This window comes from Reyranella sp. (assembly GCF_004296935.1).
Lineage (GTDB): Bacteria > Pseudomonadota > Alphaproteobacteria > Reyranellales > Reyranellaceae > Reyranella.
The window spans coordinates 1-20,997 of sequence record NZ_SCVH01000146.1 but is presented as its reverse complement, the minus strand read 5'-3'; the positions used below and the strand labels follow the sequence as shown (position 1 = coordinate 20,997).

The window sequence follows — 20,997 nt, the reverse complement described above, 5'->3', positions numbered from 1 at the left end:
AGGTCGATTTAACTCCTCCCCCGTCTGCGGGGGAGGTGCCCGCGTAGCGGGCGGAGGGGGTCGGACTCCGGGCCCACATTCGGGCCCAACACCCCCACGTTTCAGGTGGGCCCGTTGAGCGGGGCAAAATCCTGGATTTATTGGCTTTCCGGCGGTTTGGAGAGCCAATTTCTGACAGCCGAGTTGGGCCAATTTTGAAAAGTTGGGCCAGCGGCGACGGGAGGCTAGGCGGTCCGCCGCCGGGTCGCGAGGTAGACGATCAGGCCAGCGATCGCAGGATTGATGATCTGGATGATGTCGAGAAGGGCTACGCCAAGCCAGCCGTTGATGTAGGCCATCACCGATCCCATCAGGATGGCGTGAAGCACGAAGCCGGCGGCGATCGTGGCGATCACTGCGGTCCAGCCGAGCCGTTCGTGGCCGAGCGCGACATGGAACGCCCACAGAGACAGCGGCAGAAACAGCAGGATCGAGGTCACGACGCCCGGATTGTAGGCGCCCTTGGCGATTGCCGGCGCGAGGTGGGCGATCGCGTTGACGAAGGGAACGGAGAAGAAGCTGAGCGCCAGCGCGGGCCAACGCCGGCCGAGCAACGCCGCGGCGGGGCCCGCCACCCAGACGAGGGCGACGTTCACCGACGTGATGAAGGAGAAGGGAACCGGACAGGTCCCGACATCGGGAAAGCCCAGACTTGCGCACATGAAGCCACGGAAGGCGTAGTGCGCACCCTCGGCGTCGACGCCGTGCTCCTCGAACTGGTGCACCAGATAGATCCAGGTCCCGGCCCAGGCGAGCCAGACGAGATCGCGCCAACGTGGCACGCTTTTGTCGCTGCGCAGTGCATCGGTTGTCAGCAGCAGCGCCAGCAGCAAAGCGGCGCCGAGGCCCATGTAGGGCCAGACGTAGGTGAAAGAGAGCATCGAGGGCAGCCTAGCGCTGCGGCGACGCGACCGTCGACCGCCGAATGATCCCCGAGGAGGCCAAATGGTGTATCCTTCCCGACCATGAGCGGCCCCTCCAAAACCGCCAAATCGCCCCAGAAAGCCGGGGAGAAGGCCACGCGGCTGGCCGCCGCCTTGCGGGAAAACCTCAAGCGGCGCAAGGCTCAGGCCCGTGCCAAGGGACAACCCAAAGCCGATCTCGACAACAAGCAAGGTTGAGCGAACCGGCCTGCTCGTCTAGAAGCCATTCAACCCCCTCGGAACCCAAGAAGAATGACAATCCTCTCCGACCGCTGGATCCGCCGCATGGCGCAGGAGAAGGGCATGATCGAACCCTTCGTCGATGCCCAGAAGCGCGAAGGCGTCATCTCCTATGGGCTTTCGTCCTACGGCTATGACGCCCGCGTCGGCAACGACTTCAAGATCTTCACCAACGTCAATTCGGCCGTGGTCGATCCCAAGAACTTCGACCAGCAGAGCTTCGTCGACCGAAACACCGACATCTGCGTCATCCCGCCCAATTCCTTCGCCCTTGCGCGTACCGTGGAGTATTTCCGCATCCCGCGCGACGTGCTGGTGATCTGCGTCGGCAAATCGACCTACGCGCGCTGCGGCATCATCGTGAACGTGACGCCGCTGGAGCCGGAGTGGGAGGGCCACGTGACCCTGGAATTCTCCAACACCACGCCGCTGCCTGCCCGCATCTACGCCAACGAGGGCGCCTGCCAGTTCCTGTTCCTGCAGGGCAACGAGCCCTGCGAAGTCTCGTACCGCGACAAGGCCGGCAAGTATCAGGGCCAGCGCGGCGTCACCCTGCCCAAGATCTGAGCGGAGAAGACCATGGATCGCATCCGCATCAAGGGCGGCCGCCAGCTCAAGGGCGACATCCGCATCTCCGGCTCCAAGAACGCCACACTGCCGCTGATGGTGGCGGCGCTGCTCAGCGACAAGAAGCTCGTCCTGCACAATGTGCCGCGGCTGGCCGACATCACCACGATGATCCAGCTGCTGTCGCAGCACGGTGTCGAGATCGATGCGGGTACCGGTGAAAACGGCCACGCCCATGGCACGACGCTCACGCTGCAGACGCGCAGGATTTCCTCGACGACGGCGCCCTACGACATCGTGCGCAAGATGCGCGCGTCGGTCCTGGTGCTGGGGGCGCTGCTGGCCCGCGAAGGCGCGGCGCGCGTCTCGCTGCCCGGCGGCTGCGCCATCGGTGCTCGGCCGGTCGACCTGCATATCGCGGGCCTGCGGGCGATGGGCGCCGAGATCGACATCGACGGCGGCTACATGGTCGCACGCGCGCCCAAGGGCCTCAAAGGCGCGCGTTACACCTTTCCCAAGGTGTCGGTGGGCGCCACCGAGAACCTGATGATGGCGGCGGCACTGGCCAAGGGCACGACCGTGCTCGACAACGCCGCCCGCGAGCCGGAGATCACCGATCTCGCCGAATGTCTCGCCAAGATGGGCGTGCCGGTCAGCGGCATCGGCACCGAGACGCTCGTCATCGAGGGTGTGGAGCAGCTCAAGGCCGCTACGCACACGGTGATCCCCGACCGCATCGAGACCGGCACCTACGCCATGGCGGTGGCGATGACGGCCGGCGACGTCGAGCTGGTCGGCGCCCGACTTGATCTGATGGAGGCTGCGGCCCAGAGCCTGCGCGCCGCCGGCGTGGTGCTGGAGAAGACCAACCGCGGCGTCCATATCAGCCGTGCCAACGGCCTGCACGGCGTCGACGTCATGACCGAACCCTATCCCGGGTTCCCGACCGATCTGCAGGCACAGATGATGGCGCTGATGACGCGGGCCGAAGGGGCGTCGATGATCACCGAGACGGTGTTCGAGAGCCGCTTCATGCACGTGCCGGAACTGTCGCGCATGGGCGCCAATGTCACCATCCATCACGAATCGGCGCTGGTCCGCGGGGTCCCGAAGCTGCGCGGCGCCGACGTGATGGCGACCGACCTGCGCGCCTCGGTCTCGCTCGCGATCGCGGCGCTGGCGGCCGAGGGCGACACGACCCTGCACCGCGTCTACCACCTCGACCGCGGCTACGAGCGACTCGAGGACAAACTCGCCGCCTGCGGCGCCGACATCGAGCGGCTGAAGGGCTGAGCCGGTGGGGAAGCTGAAACTCTCGGCGCTCGATGCCGAAGATCTCGGCGTGATCTCCGCGGCGGTCCAGGACGCCCTCGTGGCAGTGCGCGACTGCGCCTATCTCAAGGACGAGAAGCGCTTCGTGCTGCTTCTGAACCGCTTCCAGTGGGAGGCCGATCCGAGCATCGATTCGGCTCATTCCCGGACCCATTCCGCCCTTGTTTTCAACGAGGTAACGGGTGTCCGCCACCACGATATCCCGCTCGGGGAACCCGACCGGATGCTGGAATTGCTGGCCGTGACACTGGAAAACGACGGTTCAGTTGCCCTGCGCTTTGCTTCCGGCCGGGCCATCCGGCTGGAAATCGGCCGCCTCGCATGCCATTTGGGGGACGTGGGCGAGCCTTGGCCCACCCCCTGGAAGCCCGCTCATCCGGTCGAATAGCCCCTCGAATAGTTCCAGGGGATTCGACGAAGGGCGGGTATTCGTTATTGGAGCAGACGGTCGTGTCGAGCGAAGCGAACGAGAAGCTGATTCTGGCGATCCCCAAGGGCCGCATCCTCAAGGAGGCGGCCCCGGTGTTTGCGCGCGCCGGCATCGAGCCGGAAGCGGCCTTCGCCGACCCTGACGCGCGCCAGCTTCGCTTCACGACCAACCACGCCGACCTCGACATCATTCGCGTCCGCTCGTTCGACGTCGCGACCTTCGTGGCCTTCGGCGCCGCCCACCTCGGCATCGCCGGTGCCGACGTGCTGATGGAGTTCGACTATTCGGAAATCTACGCGCCGATCGATCTCGGCATAGGCAAGTGTCGCCTGGCCGTCGCCGAACCCGCCGAGATGGCGAGCAGCGACGATCCGCGGCGCTGGAGCCACGTTCGCATCGCCACCAAATATCCTGAAGTGACGCGCAGGCATTTCGCCGCCCGTGGCGTGCAGGCCGAGTGTGTGAAGCTCTCGGGGGCGATGGAACTGGCGCCCTCGCTCGGACTCAGCCACCGCATCGTCGACCTGGTCGATTCGGGCCGGACGCTCAAGGACAACGGCTTGGTCGAGATCGAGCACATCGCCGACATCACCTCGCGCTTCATCGTCAATCGCGCCGCGCTAAAAACGCAGCCGGAGCGGGTCGGTCGCTGGATCGATCGCTTCCGCGAGGTCGCCCGTGTCGCCGCTTAGGCTCGACGCCTCGGCGCCGGGCTTCGAACGGGACTTCCAGGCCTTCCTCGGGCGCAATCGGGACGCCGATGAGAACGTCGACCGCGTCGTGGCCGATATCGTGGCCGACGTGCGCGCAAGGGGCGACGTGGCGCTCCTCGACTACACGAGAAAGTTCGACCGCTTCGAGACCGACGCGGCGGGCCTCCGCGTCAGCGAGGCCGAACGCTCGGCGGCCGCGGCAAAGGTGCCGTCGGTGCAACGCGAGGCACTGGTCTTCGCGGCCAAGCGGATCGAGGCGTTCCACCGTGCGCTGCTGCCCAAGGACGTCGACTTCACCGATGCCACGGGCACGCGGCTCGGCGCGCGCTACCGGCCGGTCGATGCCGCCGGTGTCTATGTGCCGGGCGGTACGGCGGCCTATCCCTCATCGGTCCTGATGAACATCGTGCCGGCCAAGGTTGCCGGCGTCCGGCGCATCGTCATGGCGGTGCCGACGCCCGACGGCGTGCTCAACCCTCTGGTCATGCTGGCTGCCGGCATCGCCGGCGCCGACGAGATCTGGCGCATCGGCGGCGCCCAGGCGGTGGCGGCGCTCGCCTACGGCACCCAGTCGATCAAGCCGGTCGACAAGATCACCGGGCCGGGCAATGCCTATGTCGCCGCCGCCAAGCGCCGCGTCTTCGGGCAGGTCGGCATCGACCTGATCGCGGGACCCTCGGAAATCCTGGTCGTGGCCGATGCCCAGAACGATCCCGCCTGGATCGCGGCCGATCTCTTGTCGCAGGCCGAGCACGATCCCTCCTCACAGTCGGTATTGATTGCCCAGGATCGCGCATTTGCCGACGTGGTGGCGCGCGCCGTCGAGAGCGAACTGAAGACGATGAAGAGGGCGGAGATTGCCGCGTCGAGCTGGCGCGGCAATGGCGCCATCATCCTGGTGCCCGGCCTTGCTGGATGTGCGCCGATCGTCGATCGCATCGCCGCCGAGCATGTCGAGCTCGCCATGGAGATGCCGGCTGCCGAGGCGCTGTCGCAGGAGATCCGGCACGCCGGCGCGATCTTCCTCGGCCGCCATACGCCCGAGGCCATCGGCGACTACGTCGCCGGCACCAATCACGTGTTGCCGACGTCGCGCGCGGCGCGCTTTTCGGGCGGTCTCGGCGTCGCCGATTTCCTCAAGCGCACCTCGCTCGTGTCCTGCACACCCGACGCCCTCGTCGCCCTCGGGCCGGCGGCGCTGGCGCTCGCCGGTGCGGAGGGCCTCGAGGCGCATGGCCGGTCGATCTCGATCCGGCTGAACCGCCGCGCCTGAGGTCTGCGATGCCGAAGTCGCGCCGCATCGCCGACATCGTGCTGGACGAGCAGTCCGTGGCGCGGCGCTCGCCCGAGGTCGAGCATGAGCGTGCCGTTGCCCTGTTCGACATCATCGAGGAGAACGACTTTCATCTCATCGGTGGCGCCCCGGGTCCCTACAGGCTGCGCGTCGGCATCTTCGAGCAGCGGCTGGTATTCGACGTGCGCGACGACGAGGATCGCAAGCTGCGCGATATCGTCCTGTCGCTGACGCCCTTTCGCAAGGTCGTGAAGGACTACTTCCTCATCTGCGAGAGCTACTACGCCGCCATCAAGAAACTCGGGCCTTCGCAGATCGAAGCGCTCGATATGGGGCGGCGCGGCCTGCACAACGAGGGATCCGAACTGCTGCGCGAGCGGCTCGCCGGCAAGATCGAAGTCGATCACGATACCGCCCGCCGGCTGTTCACCCTGATCTGCGCCCTTCACATCACGTCGTGAGCGGCATGGCGGCGGCGAACGGATTGCCTTCCAGCTTGCTCTTCGCCTGCAGCGAGAATTCGGTGCGTTCGCCGATGGCCGAGGCGTTGGCCAGGCGGCTCTACGGCCAGTCGGTTTATGTCGAATCGGTCGGTGTCCGGGCGCGGGAGGTCGACGGCTTTGTCGTCACTGCCCTGGACGAACTCGGGATCGACGTTCACCGCCACCATGCCCAGACATTCGAGGACGTCGATCCGGCGTCGTTCGAGCTGATCGTCACTCTGTCGCCGGAGGCACATCACCGGGCGCTGGAATTCACCCGCGGCACGGCGGCCGAGGTCGAGTACTGGCCGCTGCCCGACCCCAGTGCGGTCGAAGGTCCGCGCGAAGTGCAGTTGCAGGCATTCCGCGAGGCGCGCGACCTGATCCTCAATCGCCTGAAAGCCCGGTTCGGCAGTCCTTCCGGGCCGTCGCCCTGATGCCCCGCTCCTCCCGGGCCGAAGGGAAGAGCGGGGCGGAGGCGGACTAGTTTGCGGTGACGCGGCCGGCTCGATCGAGCGAGACGTTGACCTTGGCGTTGTTCTTCAGCGCGTGAGCGCGCCATGTGCCGTCCGAATCGCGCGTGAGGTCGCTCACGCCGGAGTAACCGGCACTTTGAATGGTGGCCTTCGCATAGCTTGCTTCGGCGCCCGGCGTCCACGATGCGCCGGTGCCCTTGGGGCTGTTGACGGGGTAGGGTGCAGCCGACTGCGCCTGGGCGCCGGTTGCGACGATGGCCGATACGCCAAGCAGTGCGATCGCGAGAAGCGTACGATTCATGAAAACGACTCCTGTTACACGGGGAACTTTCCCCGGCGCCATTGCCGCTCATGAATGTGATGACAGTATGGTTCACGCGACGCGCGAATTTGCAAAAGATCGTGACGTGATTTGATCGGACGTCAGGACCTTGTCAGAATCGGCGCTTCTTCTTCTCGTGATCGCTTGTGACGATCGCTACTGCGCGCCGCCGTACCAGGCGGCGCGGTGCGAAGTCCGGCGCGCCATCGGCAGGTTGATGATGTCGAGGAATACCGAGACCGCGCCATCGCCGCCAGCCAGATTGCCCTCAATGACCTCGACGTCGAAGATGAGCTTGTCGCCCTCGAGTTTGGGCGACTTCAGTACCATCACGGCGTCGACGACCTCGGCCTTGGACTTGTTGAGCACCGACACCGTGGCGTTGGGCGGGTCCTTGGCGAAGCTGTCAGGTGCCGCACTGCTCCACTCTTCAAGCAGGTGCTTCGTGAGTGCATGGCCGGCCGAACGGATCGGCCGGTCGGCGAAGACAATGGCGTTGGGCGAGATGCCCTCTAGAGTAAGCTTCTGGCCCACCAGCTTGGCGCCTCGGGCATTGAGCACGATCATCGACGGCACGATCTGCGGCTGCTGCGGCATGCCGATGGTCTTGCCGGGCAGCGGCGGGCTCTGTGGTGCTCCGGCGGTCTGCGCATCCGACAGACCCGGCAGGCCGAGGAGAGTCGACGCCGCAAGCAGGGCGGCGGCGAGGCGAAGGGAACTCATGTAGCCTCCGATGCGGCTTAGTAGCAGGGCAGGAGGGGCGGTGCGCCGCACCGCTTCGGCCCGTAGCGCGGATCCAGTTCCGGTGGCGGGGGCGCGCCGGCGCCGCCGGACGACTGGCCGTAATAGTTGGGCGCGCGCGTCGGTGACGGATTGGACCATTGGCCGTTGCCATAGGCGCTCGTGTCGTAACGGCTGCCGATGGCAGGCGCATCCGAGACGGTCTGGCTCTGGCCGAGATAGGTAACGCCCTGCGAGCCGCCGAGGCCGAACCAGACCGTGTCGATAAAGATCGAGGCCGGTCCGTCAGCATTGGCGATGCTGCCTTCAAGCACCTGGACGTCGAACGTCAGCTTGTCGCCGTCGAGCTTGGGCGACTTGAGGACGGCCACGATATCGGAGACGCCGGAGCCGTCCTTCTGGAACACAGACACGGTGGCATTGGGCGGATCCTTGGCGAAGCTGCCGGTCGTCCAGATGTCGACCATGTCGGGCGTCAGCATGTGGCCGACGCCGCGTGCCGGCCGGGTGGTGAACAGGACCGCGTTGGGTGACACGCCTTCGAGGGTGAGCTTCTGGCCCACGAGCTTGGCACCGCGGGCATTGACCACGATGAGGGCCGCGGAATGCTTTCTGGTCGACGGCGTGCCGATCGTCTTCTGGGCCGGCGCCGTGATGGCACTCGGGGCTGCAGCGGGTGCAGCCGCGGGGACTGGCGCCTGCGCCAGTGCCAGGCCGGATGCCAGCCATGCAATGGTCGTCGTGGCAGCCAACAGACCCGAGAGTCGCTGGATTTTCATTTTTGACTGTCCTTCCTTCCCCGGGCATTTGCAGCCGCCGTACATATAGGCGACGGTCAGCCCTGTGAGAAGAGCAGGTTGCGTTTCTATCCCCTTGGGTCCATTGACTAAATCCCCGGTGCGGCCCATTTTCCGCCCGCTTCCTTCCACAATTCACTCCAAGCCGGAGGCCGGATGGCCAAAGAAGATCTGATCGAGTTCAACGGTGTGGTGTCCGAGTTGCTGCCCAACGCCATGTTCCGGGTAAAACTCGACAACGATCACACGATTCTCGCCCACACCTCGGGCAAGATGCGCAAGAATCGCATCCGCGTGCTCGCGGGCGACCGGGTCACGGTTGAGATGACGCCGTACGACCTGACCAAGGGCCGCATCACCTTCCGCTTCAAGTAGGCGTTGCGCCTCTCGCCGATCCCCTCGCTCGTTCTGGCCTCCGCGTCACCGCGCCGGCTCGACCTGCTGCGACAGGTCGGACTCGAGCCCGCTGAGATCGATCCCGCCGACCTCGACGAAACGCCTGCCGCGCGCGAGCTACCGCGCGCCTATGCCTTGCGCATGGCGAGGTCGAAGCTCGCCGTCGTGGTACCTCGTCACCCCGGCGCCGTCGTCCTGGCCGCCGACAGCGTCGTGGTGTGCAGCCGGCGTATTCTGCCCAAGGCCGAGACCGAGGCCGAGGCGCGGGTCTGCCTGGGTCGGCTGTCGGGTCGGCGGCATCGCGTGCTGGGCGCCGTTGCGGTCGGTTTTCCCGACGGCACCGTGCGCACACGGCTGGTCGAGACCATCGTGCGCTTCAAGCGGCTGGAGGCGGCCGAGATCGACGACTACCTGAAAAGCGGTGAATGGCGCGGCAAGGCCGGTGGCTACGCCATCCAGGGCCGCGCCGCGCGCTTCGTCGACTTCCTTTCCGGCTCCTACAGCAACGTCGTGGGCCTGCCGCTGTTCGAGACCGTGAAGCTGCTGAAGTCGGCCGTGTCGTGAGCCCTGTCGACCGGCTGATCTGCCATGTGCTGCCAAAGGCCTTCCTGATGGCGCTGACTGCCAGCGGGCGTCTGGTGGAGCTGAAGATCGTGCGCCGCGACCGGCCCAGCCATACCGACAGCGTGTTCCTGGGCCGGCTCGAGCGGGTGATGCCCGATCTCGATGCGGCCTTCGTCGACATCGGCATCGGCCGCTCGGGTTTTCTGCGCGGCGCCGATCGAGCCGGAGTCGAGGACTGGCCACCTCCTGGGGCACCGCTCCTGGTCCAGGTGCGCAGTGACGGCGAGGCGGAGGGCGAGAATTCGAAGGGTCCGCGGCTGTCGATGAACCTCGCCGTGACCGGGCGCTACCTTGTCTACCATCCGGTCGGCGCGGGCGTGAGCTTCTCGCGTCGGATCGAAAGCGAGTCCGAGCGCGATCGCCTGCGCTCCCATGTCGAGGGTTTGCTGGAGGGCGGCATCGTGCTGCGCACCGCGGCTTCAGGCGCCCCGCTCGACGTGCTGCGCGCCGATGCGGCCGAGATCATGGAACGCTGGGAGAAGATCCGTCGCCAGGCCTTCGACTCGCAGCCACCGGCCGATCTCACGGCGCACATTCCCGGCGAGCGCGATCCGATCGCCCGCGCGTTGCGCGACCACGGGGCCATGCTCGAGGAGGTGATCCTCGATGACCGTGCGATGGCGCGCCGCCTGCAGGACGAGATGGATCGGCGGGCCGAGAAAATTCGCGTGCGCTGGCACAACGGCCCGATGCCGGCGTTCGACATCGACGACGTGGCCGGCCAGATCGACACCGCGCTGGCCGAGCGCATCGCCCTCGAAAGCGGCATCGAGGTGCTGTTCGAGCCGGGCGAGACGCTGTGCGCGGTCGACGTCGACAGCGCCACCGCTGGCGGCCGCCAGGGCCGCGCGCCGCGCCGGCCGATGGAGATCAATCTCGAGGCCGCGCCGGCGATCGCCCAGCAGCTCCGGCTGCGTAACATCGCCGGCGCCGTGGTCATCGACTTTGTCACCATGCGCAGCAACTACGATCGCGACAAGGTCCAGGCCGCCCTCGCCGAGGCTCTAGCCGACGATCCCGTGCCGACCCAGCTTTATGGTTTCACCCGGCTCGGTCACTTCGAGTTGACGCGCGCCCGCCGCGGCGCGACGCTGAAGGCCCAACTTGAGGCGCTTGAGAAGAGCGATGACTGACCGATCCACGCCCCCACCGCTGCGCGCCGTTCGGATCATGGCCAAGTGTCCGATATGCGAAAAGGCCGGGACCGTAGAGTACCGACCTTTCTGCTCCAAGCGCTGCGCCAACATCGATCTCGGACGGTGGCTCAAGGAAGGCTATCGCGTCGAGACCGACGAGACTCCAGCCGAGGACGAGGGCGGCGGGACCGGGTCGGGATCGACCAGCCAGACGGGCTAGCCGATCCCGAACTCTTCGACCTTATTGTCCAGGGGTGTGCAGCCGTTTGGCGGCGAGCTCCCCGATACGCCGGCCCATCTCGACGCCGACTTCCGTAGCGGTGCGGAAGTGGATGCCGCCGTAGATGCGAGCGTCCGATACTTCCCGAACGAAGTCGTCGAGGCTGGCCCAGCGCCGGGTCGCGCCCTTGGCGGTCGGGCTCGTCGTCGCCAGCGGCGGAACCGGTCCGGCGCCGATGTCGGCCTTCAACACCGTCGCCACGGCGGACGCCAGGATGGCGTGACCGCTCGGATACTCCGGGTGCATCGGCGCGTCGATCAACGAGGCCCATGACGCATCGCGCTGCGTGCCGTCGTGACCATCGACGTCGCCGTTGCGGATCGCCGTGACCGGCCGCCAGAAGTTGTAGTGGTACTTGGCGTCGAACACACCGATCAGGGCGTCGTCCATCGCCTGCGCCGCCATCGCGTACAGAAGGGCATTGCGTGTCGGCTCACGGCCCGGCTGGTCGGCCACCGAACGCACCACGCCGTAGTAGATCGACGGCAGCGAGTAGTCCCAGAAGAGGGCGATCTCGGTCTGCTCGGCGCTGCGGCTCGCGCTGGTCTTGCTGCCGAGGCCCTTGACCTCGTTGTAATCGCGCACCCAGACCTGGCTGGTCAGCGCCGGCGGTGCGGCGGGACGGAACTGCGCGGCGCTGGTCATCAGCCAGGGCTTGCGCTGCGACCACTGCGGCACGGCCGGTGCGGCCGTCGGCACATAGGCGCCCGCGCTGGTGTGCGGCCGGTAGGCGACCGGCGAGTTGACGCTGTCTACAGCGCGCTGGGCCAGGACCTGGGCCGCGGCCTGCTCGCCGATGGCGATGCCGGCGGTCTTGGCATCGCCGTCGGTGATGGATGCAAGGGCTGCCTGGTAAGCGGCTTCGATCGACGCCTGTTGCGCCGGCAGAAGCTTGAGCAGCGCGCCGCGATGGGCCGCCGCGACCGCGGCGTCGATCGAGGCGCCTTTGGCGGCGCGCGACTGTGAAGCGGCGGCCGGGTAGCGCTGCGTGATGGCATTGACGGCGCCATAGGCAGATGTCTGCACGATGGCCATCACGCGAATGGCCGGCGGCGTGCCCATCTTGGACTCGGTGATGAGGTTGCCGGTTTTCAGGTTCCAGTCGGTGATGACGTCGGCCTTCGCCGGGATCGCCAGAGCGGCGAGCAGCAAGGTGGTCGGGATGAGAGCGGATTTCATGAAATGTTCGTCCTTGAATGGGCGGAAATGGCTTCCGCGCATGACCTCTCGTCGGTCAGCGGAATTGACGCGATGGGTAGGCCAACGCACCCTGCGAGTCCTGATGGAACCCTCAAATCGGAATGAAGAACTTCAAGGGGATCGCCCTGGCCTGCCGGCGGGTGGCGAGGTGAGCAGTCATGAATGAACCGACTGCGCGCGACGGAACCGCAACCGGCAGATTGCAGTTGGGCGGCCTGGTACTCGATCTGGAAGCCGGTGAATTGCTGACGGCGGACGGCCGGCTGGCCGGCTTGCGCAGGCAGGCGCTCGACCTGCTTCTGGTGCTGGGCCGCCGGGCCGGCCAGGTGGTCGGCAAGGACGAGTTGATGAACCTCGTGTGGCCCGATGTCGTGGTCGGGGAGGGGTCTCTTACCCAGGCGATCGCCGATGTCCGGCGCGCGCTCGGCGACACCGAACACCGGCTGGTGCGCAACGTCGCACGACGCGGCTATCTTCTCGCGCCCGATAGCGCGGCGGACGCGCCGGAGCTTTCCATCGCCGTGATGCCGCTGACGGTCGAAGGCGAGGTCGACGATATTGAATGGTTTGCCGACGCGTTGCACGGCGACCTCGTCATCGAGGTGGCGCGACTACCGGGCAGTCTCGTGATCGCGCGCGACACTGCCGCGACCTACAAGGGCAGATCGGTCGACCCGCGGCAGGTATCTCGCGAGTTGCGCGTGCGCCATATCGTGCTCGGCAGCCTGCGCTTCGAGAGGAATCTGATTCGACTGAACCTGGCGCTGGTGAGCGGCGACACCGGCATCCAGAGTTGGGCGGAGTCCTTCGTGGTCGAGCGGGCGGAACTGCCGCAGTCGCTGGCCGAGTTCGCCGTGCAGATCGAGCGGGCATTGCAGCCCGAGCTTTATCGTTCCGCGGTCGAGCGCCGAGCGGCGCTGTCACCGCTGGAAGTTTCCGCCGATGATCTGGCGATGCGGGCCTTCGCCCTGTGGTTTCGCGGCTTCAATGCCGAGAACACCAACGAGGCGCTGAAGCTTTGCGAACGCGCGGTCGCGTTGGATGCGGATTCGGTGCGCGGTTGGTGGGGCCTCTCCTTCATGAACTATCAGGGCGTGGTCAACCGCTGGCTGTCCGACCCGTCGGCCGCGATCCGCCGCATCGACGATGCCGCAGCGAGCCTCGGCCGGCTGACGCCTGATGGACATGGGGCCTACCAGGCCCGGGTCATCCAGGCCTTCCTGAAACAGGATTTGCCGGCTCTCCTGCGGCTGACCGCGGCCTGGACGGAGCGTCATCGTCATCCGATCGCCTTCGCTGCGCGCGGCCTGGCGCTGCTCTTGAACGGATTTGCAGACGAGGCCGTCGCTGCCTTGGAGAAGGCCCTGCGCCTCAGCCCGCGCGACCCGATCCGCGCTGAATTCCAGTACCGTCTCGCAATGGCGCACTTCCTCGCCGGTCGCTACGAACTGGCCGGCGATTGGGGTCTGACCGCGGCCGACACCAATCCTGGCCTGCCGTGGCCGCCGATCCATGCGGCGGCGATGCAAAGGCTCGGGCGGACCGCCGCGGCGCGGCTGGCCTTTGCCGAGTTCATGGCCCGGCAGCCCGACTTCGTGCCCGACCACATCCTCCAGCGCTTGCCGGGCGGCAATCCGCGGCTGGCCGAGGCGCGGAAGCGGCTCCTGGATAGCCTGCGGGAAATCGGCATGCGACAGGGTCGGCTGGCGGGTTGAAGCGGGCCAACTAGACAGGCGCGCTGGCCCATCCTATAAGCCCGCGCCGTCCGAAGTGGTGCGCCCAGGTAGCTCAGTTGGTAGAGCATGCGACTGAAAATCGCAGTGTCGGTGGTTCGAACCCGCCCCTGGGCACCATTCCTCCCAAGTGCCCCAAACACACAGCGTGGCAAGTTCACAGCGCCATGAAGCCGCCGTCGGTGCACAGCACGTGCCCCACGACGAACGAGGCGGCGTCGGAGGCAAGCCAGACGACGGCCTCCGCCACTTCCTCGGGCCGGCCCATGCGCCGCAGCGGCAATCCGGCTGCGACGGCGCCCATATCCATGATCTTGGAGGCCAGCATCATGTCGGTGACGACGCGACCCGGCGCAACGGCATTGATGCGAATGCCTTTCTCCGCGTACTCCATCGCCGCGGACCGCGTCAGCGAAACGAGCGCCGCCTTCGACGCCGAGTAAAGCGCGAGGCCAGGGTTGGGATTGCGCAGCCCGCTCACCGACGCATTAACGACGATGGCGCCGCCGCCCTGCTGCGCCATGAGGCGAACCTGGTGCTGCAGCGACAGATAGACGGATCTGACGTTGGTATCGAACACGCGATCGTAGAGCCGGGCGTCCTGCTCGGCGAGCGGCGCGCGCGGCTCCTGATAGCCCGTGTTGTTGAAGGCGACGTCGAGGCGGCCATGGTCGCGGAGGATCGTCTGGTGCAGCTTGGCGAGGTCGTCCGGCTGCGTGACGTCGGTCGCGATGAAGCGGCCGCTGGCGCCGGTCTCGGCCAGCGCGGCGACGGCCTTGTCGCCTTCGCTCTGTCGGCGCCCCGCCAACACGAGCAGGGCGCCACGGCGGCCGAAGGCGAGAGCCGCTGCGCGCCCGATTCCGGTCGCGCCGCCCGTGACGAGAACGATCTTGTCCTTGAAGTCCTGCATCAGGTGTCTCCGCTCACTCCGCGGCGCCGACGCTGGCGCGCAGACAGAATTGGGTGATCTGCTCGATGAGGTGGCGATCGGCGCGCGGCCCCGTACCCTTGGCCGGCGCTAGCGGCCCGATGAGGGCCTCCATGAAGGCACCCACGATGCAGGCGGCGGCCACCGCCGGATCGAGCCGCGGGAAGGTACCGCGCATGATCCCCTCGCGCAGGATGCGCTCGAGGCAAAGCGCCAGCTGCGCCCGGTAGTCGAGACGGACGGCCTCGACTTCCGGATCGACGGGCTCGGCGATCAGGGCATAGGCGAGCCGGCGGCCGCGGAGCGACCGGCTGGCAAACGTGCGGATGGCGGCGGGCAGCTTCTCCATCGGCGAGCCGTCGCCATCGGCAATTGCCTTCACGATCCCGACCTCGCGCGCCGAGACGGCTGCCACGATCTCGGCGCACAGCTCGGCCTTCGAGGGCCAATAGAGATAGACCGTCCCGGTCGCGACGCCGGCTTTCGCCGCGACATGATCCACCTGGGCGGCCGACCAGCCGCCGTCGGCGACGAGATCGCGGGCAGCCTTCAGGATGTGCGCGCGCCTGTCCGCCAACCGCTGGGTCGCGTTCTCCGTCCGCCGATAGGCCATGCCTTGTTCGATCCTTGAAAGAATGAACCGTGGTTCATTTATTGACTGAACCGCAGTTCGCCTCTTGGTGTCAAGGCTGCCACTGCGATATGGGTCGATGCTTCGAAGAGGAGAAGACCGATGGCTGCTTTCCAGAGTTCCACGACGGTGCTGGACTCGATCCTGTTCCGCGACGCCTTTGGAACGCCCAGCATGCGGGCGATCTTCTCGGACGTCGCCTTCATCGCGCGTTGTGTCGAGGTCGAGGTGGCCCTTGCCAAGGCCGAGGCGCGCTGTGGCGTCATCCCGGCGGCTGCGGCGGAGGAGATCGCCCGCCTCAGCAATGCCCAGGCCCTCGACTTCGACCATCTCCGCCGCGAGACCGACATCGTGGGCTATCCGATCCTGCCGCTGGTCCATCAGCTCGCCAAGCAGTGCGGCGAGGCCGGTCGCTTCGTCCATTGGGGCGCCACGACCCAGGACATCATGGATACCGCCGTCGTCCTCCAGGTGCGCGCCGGGCTGCAGGTCGTGGCCGAGGATCTGGCGGCGCTGCGCGGCATCCTGGCCAGCCTCGCGCGAAAACACCGCGACACGCCGATGGCCGGCCGTACCCATCTGCAGCACGCGCTGCCCATCACCTTCGGCTACAAGGTCGCGATCTGGCTCGCCATGTTCGATCGGCACGCCGAGCGTCTGGAACAATTGAAGCCGCGTGTGCTGGTCGGCCAGTTCGCCGGCGCCGCCGGCACACTGGCCTCGCTGGGCGACAAGGGCCTGGAGGTGCAGGCGGCGCTGTGTGCCGAGCTCGGACTCGGCGTGCCGGCCTCGACCTGGCATGTCGCCCGCGATGGCCTGGCCGAGACCGTCAACTTCCTCGCCCTCGTCACCGGCTCGCTGGGCAAGATCGCGCTCGATGTCATGATCATGGCGTCGACGGAATTCGCCGAGGTCTACGAGCCCTTCGTCACCGGCCGTGGTGCCTCCTCGACCATGCCGCAGAAGCGCAACCCGATCTCGTCGGAGCTCATGCTCGCCGCCGGCAAGGCGGTGCGCCAGCATGCCGGCCTGATGCTCGACGCCATGGTGCAGGACTTCGAGCGCGCAACCGGCCCGTGGCATGCCGAGTGGATAGCAGTGCCCGAGAGCTTCGTGCTGACGGCGGGCGCGCTGCACCAGGCCAAGACATTGCTGGGCGGCCTGATCGTCGACGAGCGCCGCATGGCCGCCAATCTCGCGATGTCCAAGGGCCTGATCGTGGCCGAAGCGGTCATGATGGGCCTGGCGCCGTTCCTCGGCCGCCAGCAGGCGCACGATGTTGTTTACGCTGCCTGCCGGACGGTGGCCGAGAGCGGCGGTGAGTTGGCCGAGGCGCTGGCGAAGGTGCCCGAGATCACCAGGCATCTCGACCGGCCGGCCCTCGATCGCTTGACCGATCCGGCGAACTATCTGGGCGAAGCGCCCCGGATGGTCGACCGGGTGCTCGAATGCTTCCCGCGCTGAGGCCTCAGCGGCCGAGGCGCCAGCCCACCTCCGACTCGAAGCTTTCGAAAAAGTCCTTTTCGTAGGCGCGCTCGGGCGCCGCGCGCACCCGGGCATCGAGCTGCTCGGCGTCGCGGCCGACGAGGATACGCCAGCGTTCGTTCCTGACGCCGTCGAGGATGATGCGTGCTGCTTCGGCGGCCGACGTCGGCGCCTCCTCGAGGAAGCGTTTGGCGCGATCGGTCACGATCTTGCGCACCTCGTCGTCGGACAGCGCCGCCGCATCCCGGCCCATCGAGGCGATGCGCGCCCGGGCCTGGGCGATCTCCTTGGGCGTCATGACGTCGGTGTCGTTACCGCTCTGCACCTTACGCGAGTTGGCGACGATCGAGGTGCCGATGTGGCCAGGCATCACCACCGAGCACTTGATGTGCGGGGCGTTGATGCGAAGATCGGTGATCAACGCCTCGGTAAAACCCTTGACCGCGAACTTGGCCGCGGCATAGGCGGTCTGCGGAATGTGTGGCGCGATGGCCGCCCAGAAGCCGTTGACGCTGCTGGTATTGACGATGTGGCCGGCGTCGGCCCTCTGCAGCAGCGGCAGGAAGGTGCGGGTGCCGTTATAGACTCCGCCCCAGCAGACGTTGAACGTCCGCTCCCATTCGTCCTGCCCGTTGACGATCAGGCTGCCGCCGCCGCCGATGCCGGCGTTGTTGAACAACAGGTGGATGCAGTCGGTGTCCTGTTCTCGGGCGACGGCATCGCGAAAGCCACGCACCTGCACCGCGTCGGAGACGTCGGCCACATGCGTGGTGATGCGTTGGCCCTGGCGCAGCCCGTCGACGGTGCAGAGGCGTCGTGTCTCTTCCATCGCCGCGGCGGAGACGTCGCAGAGCGCGATGTTGCAGCCCTCGGCGGCGAGCTGCCGGGCGAGCTCGCGGCCCATGCCGGTGCCGCCACCGGTGATGACGGCAATCCTGCCTGCAAAATCCTTCATGCGCCTGCGCCTCCCTGAGCCTGGCGTTGGTCGGGCCGGTAACTCCGCATCACCTCCTGCAGGAGGTCGAGCGGCAGCGCGTGGACGGTGCGACCGTCCCGGCCGGACATGGTCTCGGCCATGCACATTGCGTTGAGGATCGCCTCTTCGGTTGCCTCGGCCGCGGCCTGGAAGAGGCTCGTCATCGCGTCGGGCGCGAGCATCCTAACGTTGCTGATCCTGTCGTTCTGGCCGATGTGATTGGCCGTTGAAAACGCGATGAAGATATCGCCGCTTCCATTGGCGCCGATGCCGCCCACCCACGAGAGCCCCGTCGTGGCCCGGCGGGCGAGCCGCTGACATTGGATCGGAATGAGAGGCGCGTCGGTCGCCAGGACGACGATGATGGAACCTTCCGTAGCCGGCGGCGGGACCGCGCTTGTGCCCGAGCGATGTGCCGGCACGACATCCGGTCCGATCTCGCGACCGACCGGTACACCATCCACGCGCAACAGATTGCGCGCGCCATAATTCGCCTGCACCAGCGCGCCGACCGTATAGCACTCTCCATTCTCGACGACGGTGCGCGATGCCGTGCCGGTCCCGCCTTTGAACTCGTGACAGATCATGCCGGTGCCGCCGCCAACATTGCCTTCGGCGATGGCGCAACCACCGACCGCGCTGTCGAACGCGGCAAACGCATGTGCCTGCGTCAGCGTGAAGCTCTGGATATCGCTGAGCCAGCCATCGTAGGTCTCGGCGACGACTGGCAGGTGAAAGGCCTGGGAGGCGCCGTCGCGAACCGCCAGGGCCGTGATGGCGTCACGGACGATTCCGACCTGATAAGTGTTGGTGATCCCGATTGGCGCACCGAGCAGACCTTGCTCCGCGAGCCACGGAAGGCCCGTCATTTCGCCGTTGCCATTGAACGAGAACGTGCCGGCGAAGACGTAGTCGGTCCAGATTTCCTGTCCGCGCGGCCAGATGGCAGTGACACCCGTCCGGGCAATCCGTGGTCCATCCTGGATGACGGTCGAATAGCCCACTTTGACGCCCGCCACGTCGGTAATGGCGTTGAGTGGTCCGGGCGGCAGAGTCCCGACTGTTAGGCCGAGATCGCGCAAGCGTGCACGGGGCATTTCTTCGCTCTTGCTTCAGCGAAGGCTCATGCCGGGCGGCCGGGATGGCGCGGCAGGAACGCTGTCAGCAATCCCAGCAGGAGCAGGAACGGCGTGAGCTTGTAGACGGTGTCGATGCTGGTCATGTCGGCGAGCTGGCCCAGCGCCGCGGCGCCGAGGCCACCCAGGCCGAAGGAGAAGCCGAAGAACATGCCAGCCACGAGGCCGACGCGGCCGGGCAGCAGCTCCTGGGCATAGACCAGGATGGCGGAGAAGGCCGAGGCCATGATCATCGCCACCGCGACCGCGAGCACGCCGGTCCAGAACAGGTTGGCGTAGGGCAGCATCAGGGCGAACGGCAGCGCGCCCACGATCGAGAACCACATCACCGGGATGCGGCCGACCTTGTCGCCCACGACGCCGCCGGCAATGGTGCCCATGACGATGCCGACCAGGAAGGCAAAGAGGAAGAGCTGTGCTGTCTGGACATCGACGCCGAATTTCGAGATCAGATAGAAAGTGAAGTAGCTGCCGAGGCTGGCGCTATAAACGTTCTTGGAGAACAGCAGGGCCACCAGGATCGCAATCGCGACTCCGACACGGCGGCGTGACAAGGGCGAGGCAGTAGCAGCACCCGCTTTGCTGCGTGCCGCCGGTTTCGCGGCGACTTTCGATTCAGCCCGACGCCGACTGTACCAGCCGCCGACCTGGAACAGCACGGCCATGGCTACGAAAGCGGCGGCCGAGAACCACACGATGCTCTGCTGGCCTGCCGGGACGACGATGAAAGCCGCCAGCAGTGGGCCCGCGGCGGAGCCCATGTTGCCGCCGACCTGGAACAGCGATTGCGCCAGGCCGTAGCGGCCGCCCGCCGCCATGCGCGCTACGCGGGAAGCCTCGGGATGGAAGACCGACGAGCCCATGCCGATCAGCGCCGCCGCCAGCAGGATCAGCGGATAGGTGTTGGCCTGGGACATCAGCAGCAGGCCGACCAGGGTGAAGCCCATGCCGACCATCAGGGAATAAGGCTGGGGGTGCTTGTCGGTGTACATGCCGACGACCGGCTGCAGCATCGAGGCGGTGCACTGGAAGGCGAGCGTGATCAAGCCGATCTGGCCGAAGCTCAGCTCGTATGAATCCTTGAGGATGGGATAGAGCGCCGGCACCAGCGACTGCATCATGTCGTTCAGCAGGTGGCAGAAGCTGAGCGAAAGGATGACCGCGAAGGTCGTGTTGTTGGCCGAGGCGGAGGTCGCTGCGGTGACGGCGGGCGCCGTGGGGACGGCATTGGCCGCCATCGTATTGTCGCTCATGCCGCCATAATAGTCGCCGGTCCGGCTTGAAGCCACCGCATGTCCGGCAGGCCTGCGTTGCAGGAGGGGAACGCTCATCGCTCACTGGCGTTATCACGACGACCAGCATGGCTATTCAGAGCGCGACTCATACCCCGGCAACTCACACCGACGTGCCGGCACGTCTGGACCGCTTGCCGTGGAGCCGGTTCCATCGGCTGGTCGTGGTCGCGCTCGGCATCACCTGGATCCTCGACGGCCTCGAAGTGACGCTCGCCGGATCGGTGGCCGCCGCCCTGCAAACAAGTCCACGGTTGCAGCTCACCGCCGAGCAGGTGGGCCTCACGGGCAGCGCCTATCTCGCGGGCGCGGTGCTGGGCAGCCTGTTCTTTGGCCATCTCACCGACAAGCTCGGCCGCAAGAAGCTCTTCAACGTCACCTTGGGCGTCTACCTCGTCGCCACGGCGGCCACGGCCTTCTCGTGGGATTTCTACAGCTTCCTGTTCTTCCGCTTTCTCACCGGCGCGGGCATCGGCGGCGAGTATGCCGCGATCAACTCGGCGATCCACGAGCTGATGCCGGCGCGGCTGCGCGGCCGTGTCGACCTCGCCATCAACGGCAGCTTCTGGATCGGCGCGGCGATGGGCGCGCTGCTCTCGGTGTGGCTGCTCGATCCGGCGGTTCTGGATCCCGACATGGGTTGGCGGGTGGCCTTCGGCAGCGGCGCGCTGCTAGGCTTCGTGATCCTCTTTCTGCGCCGTTTCCTGCCCGAGAGTCCGCGCTGGCTGATGATCCATGGTCAGCCGCGGGAAGCCGAGCGGGTCATGGCCGAGATCGAGGCGAGCATCGTCGCCAGCGAGCGCGTCGTGCTGGCGCCCGTCAAG

At 66.8% G+C, this 20,997-nt stretch carries 25 protein-coding genes and 1 tRNA gene; 16 read left to right on the top strand and 10 right to left on the bottom strand.

Going from position 1 to position 20,997, the window contains the following annotated elements; genetic code table 11:
* Nucleotides 1–224: 224 nt before the first annotated feature.
* A complete protein-coding gene (locus EPO55_RS21045; RefSeq protein WP_296339222.1) occupies nt 225–920 on the bottom strand; it encodes an HXXEE domain-containing protein in 696 nt (231 codons plus the stop codon).
* Nucleotides 921–1,004: 84 nt separating this feature from the next.
* Between EPO55_RS21045 and EPO55_RS21040 the strand changes: the two genes are divergently transcribed.
* The 8 genes from EPO55_RS21040 (at nt 1,005) to EPO55_RS21005 (ending at nt 6,457) form a co-directional block, all read left to right on the top strand.
* Complete coding sequence (locus EPO55_RS21040) at nt 1,005–1,160, top strand: hypothetical protein (RefSeq protein ID WP_296339220.1); 156 nt, start codon at nt 1,005–1,007, stop codon at nt 1,158–1,160.
* Nucleotides 1,161–1,214: 54 nt separating this feature from the next.
* Nucleotides 1,215–1,769: a dCTP deaminase gene (gene dcd, locus EPO55_RS21035; RefSeq protein WP_296339219.1), complete on the top strand. Its 555-nt coding sequence runs from the start codon at nt 1,215–1,217 to the stop codon at nt 1,767–1,769.
* Between the two features lie 12 nt (nt 1,770–1,781).
* Nucleotides 1,782–3,062, top strand: coding sequence for a UDP-N-acetylglucosamine 1-carboxyvinyltransferase (murA, locus tag EPO55_RS21030; RefSeq protein WP_296339218.1), 1,281 nt, complete (start codon nt 1,782–1,784; stop codon nt 3,060–3,062).
* Between the two features lie 4 nt (nt 3,063–3,066).
* Nucleotides 3,067–3,489, top strand: coding sequence for a DUF2948 family protein (locus EPO55_RS21025; protein ID WP_296339217.1), 423 nt, complete (start codon nt 3,067–3,069; stop codon nt 3,487–3,489).
* Between the two features lie 62 nt (nt 3,490–3,551).
* Nucleotides 3,552–4,223, top strand: a complete 672-nt coding sequence (gene hisG / locus EPO55_RS21020) for an ATP phosphoribosyltransferase (RefSeq protein WP_296339216.1) — start codon at nt 3,552–3,554, stop codon at nt 4,221–4,223.
* Nucleotides 4,210–5,517: a histidinol dehydrogenase gene (gene hisD / locus EPO55_RS21015; protein WP_296339215.1), complete on the top strand. Its 1,308-nt coding sequence runs from the start codon at nt 4,210–4,212 to the stop codon at nt 5,515–5,517. Before hisG ends, hisD begins: the two co-directional genes overlap by 14 nt.
* Before the next feature lie 8 nt (nt 5,518–5,525).
* Nucleotides 5,526–5,999 (top strand): UPF0262 family protein, encoded by a 474-nt coding sequence (locus tag EPO55_RS21010; protein ID WP_296339214.1) that lies wholly within the window; start codon nt 5,526–5,528, stop codon nt 5,997–5,999.
* A gap of 5 nt (nt 6,000–6,004) precedes the next feature.
* Nucleotides 6,005–6,457 (top strand): arsenate reductase ArsC, encoded by a 453-nt coding sequence (locus EPO55_RS21005; protein WP_296339213.1) that lies wholly within the window; start codon nt 6,005–6,007, stop codon nt 6,455–6,457.
* Between the two features lie 46 nt (nt 6,458–6,503).
* Here the strand turns inward: EPO55_RS21005 and EPO55_RS21000 are convergent, their stop codons facing one another.
* The 3 genes from EPO55_RS21000 to EPO55_RS20990 all read right to left on the bottom strand — a co-directional run bounded on the left by EPO55_RS21000 (nt 6,504) and on the right by EPO55_RS20990 (nt 8,338).
* Nucleotides 6,504–6,797 carry a PepSY domain-containing protein gene (locus tag EPO55_RS21000; protein WP_296339212.1) on the bottom strand — a complete coding sequence of 98 codons (294 nt, stop codon included), beginning with the start codon at nt 6,795–6,797 and terminating at the stop codon, nt 6,504–6,506.
* Nucleotides 6,798–6,974: 177 nt separating this feature from the next.
* Entirely contained in the window at nt 6,975–7,541 is a 567-nt protein-coding gene (locus EPO55_RS20995) for a hypothetical protein (RefSeq protein WP_296339211.1), read from the bottom strand.
* Between the two features lie 17 nt (nt 7,542–7,558).
* A complete protein-coding gene (locus EPO55_RS20990) occupies nt 7,559–8,338 on the bottom strand; it encodes a hypothetical protein (protein WP_296339210.1) in 780 nt (259 codons plus the stop codon).
* 174 nt (nt 8,339–8,512) lie between these two features.
* Here EPO55_RS20990 and infA point away from each other — a divergent pair, with 174 nt between their 5' ends.
* The 4 genes from infA to yacG are packed head-to-tail and all read left to right on the top strand — an operon-like array spanning nt 8,513 to nt 10,732.
* Entirely contained in the window at nt 8,513–8,731 is a 219-nt protein-coding gene (gene infA, locus EPO55_RS20985; RefSeq protein ID WP_296339209.1) for a translation initiation factor IF-1, read from the top strand.
* Nucleotides 8,732–8,734: 3 nt separating this feature from the next.
* Complete coding sequence (locus EPO55_RS20980; protein ID WP_296339208.1) at nt 8,735–9,316, top strand: nucleoside triphosphate pyrophosphatase; 582 nt, start codon at nt 8,735–8,737, stop codon at nt 9,314–9,316.
* On the top strand, nt 9,313–10,509 hold the full coding sequence (locus EPO55_RS20975) for a ribonuclease E/G (protein WP_296339207.1): 1,197 nt from the start codon (nt 9,313–9,315) through the stop codon (nt 10,507–10,509). The genes EPO55_RS20980 and EPO55_RS20975 overlap by 4 nt, the downstream gene beginning before the upstream one ends.
* Nucleotides 10,502–10,732 carry a DNA gyrase inhibitor YacG gene (gene yacG, locus EPO55_RS20970; protein WP_363719514.1) on the top strand — a complete coding sequence of 77 codons (231 nt, stop codon included), beginning with the start codon at nt 10,502–10,504 and terminating at the stop codon, nt 10,730–10,732. The genes EPO55_RS20975 and yacG overlap by 8 nt, the downstream gene beginning before the upstream one ends.
* Nucleotides 10,733–10,753: 21 nt before the next feature.
* Here the strand turns inward: yacG and EPO55_RS20965 are convergent, their stop codons facing one another.
* Complete coding sequence (locus EPO55_RS20965; protein WP_296339205.1) at nt 10,754–11,971, bottom strand: vanadium-dependent haloperoxidase; 1,218 nt, start codon at nt 11,969–11,971, stop codon at nt 10,754–10,756.
* A 221-nt stretch (nt 11,972–12,192) separates the two neighbouring features.
* Here EPO55_RS20965 and EPO55_RS20960 point away from each other — a divergent pair, with 221 nt between their 5' ends.
* Both EPO55_RS20960 and EPO55_RS20955 read left to right on the top strand, forming a co-directional pair.
* Nucleotides 12,193–13,707, top strand: coding sequence for a tetratricopeptide repeat protein (locus EPO55_RS20960; protein WP_296339203.1), 1,515 nt, complete (start codon nt 12,193–12,195; stop codon nt 13,705–13,707).
* Nucleotides 13,708–13,769: 62 nt separating this feature from the next.
* Nucleotides 13,770–13,845: transfer RNA gene (locus EPO55_RS20955), tRNA-Phe, on the top strand.
* A 37-nt stretch (nt 13,846–13,882) separates the two neighbouring features.
* Here the strand turns inward: EPO55_RS20955 and EPO55_RS20950 are convergent.
* Together EPO55_RS20950 and EPO55_RS20945 are read right to left on the bottom strand one after the other, a co-directional pair.
* Nucleotides 13,883–14,635 carry a glucose 1-dehydrogenase gene (locus tag EPO55_RS20950; RefSeq protein WP_296339202.1) on the bottom strand — a complete coding sequence of 251 codons (753 nt, stop codon included), beginning with the start codon at nt 14,633–14,635 and terminating at the stop codon, nt 13,883–13,885.
* Between the two features lie 13 nt (nt 14,636–14,648).
* On the bottom strand, nt 14,649–15,266 hold the full coding sequence (locus EPO55_RS20945; RefSeq protein ID WP_296339201.1) for a TetR/AcrR family transcriptional regulator: 618 nt from the start codon (nt 15,264–15,266) through the stop codon (nt 14,649–14,651).
* A gap of 120 nt (nt 15,267–15,386) precedes the next feature.
* Here EPO55_RS20945 and pcaB point away from each other — a divergent pair, with 120 nt between their 5' ends.
* On the top strand, nt 15,387–16,748 hold the full coding sequence (gene pcaB, locus EPO55_RS20940; RefSeq protein WP_296339200.1) for a 3-carboxy-cis,cis-muconate cycloisomerase: 1,362 nt from the start codon (nt 15,387–15,389) through the stop codon (nt 16,746–16,748).
* 4 nt (nt 16,749–16,752) lie between these two features.
* Here pcaB and EPO55_RS20935 read toward each other — a convergent pair whose 3' ends face one another.
* The 3 genes from EPO55_RS20935 to EPO55_RS20925 are packed head-to-tail and all read right to left on the bottom strand — an operon-like array spanning nt 16,753 to nt 20,134.
* Complete coding sequence (locus EPO55_RS20935) at nt 16,753–17,724, bottom strand: SDR family NAD(P)-dependent oxidoreductase (protein ID WP_296339199.1); 972 nt, start codon at nt 17,722–17,724, stop codon at nt 16,753–16,755.
* Nucleotides 17,721–18,827: a P1 family peptidase gene (locus tag EPO55_RS20930; protein ID WP_296339198.1), complete on the bottom strand. Its 1,107-nt coding sequence runs from the start codon at nt 18,825–18,827 to the stop codon at nt 17,721–17,723. The genes EPO55_RS20935 and EPO55_RS20930 overlap by 4 nt, the downstream gene beginning before the upstream one ends.
* Nucleotides 18,828–18,868: 41 nt before the next feature.
* Nucleotides 18,869–20,134 (bottom strand): MFS transporter, encoded by a 1,266-nt coding sequence (locus EPO55_RS20925; RefSeq protein ID WP_296339197.1) that lies wholly within the window; start codon nt 20,132–20,134, stop codon nt 18,869–18,871.
* A gap of 107 nt (nt 20,135–20,241) precedes the next feature.
* On the opposite strand from EPO55_RS20925, the gene EPO55_RS20920 reads away from it, so the two are divergent.
* A partial coding sequence (locus tag EPO55_RS20920) for an MFS transporter (protein ID WP_363719510.1) occupies nt 20,242–20,997 on the top strand: 756 nt, incomplete at its 3' end.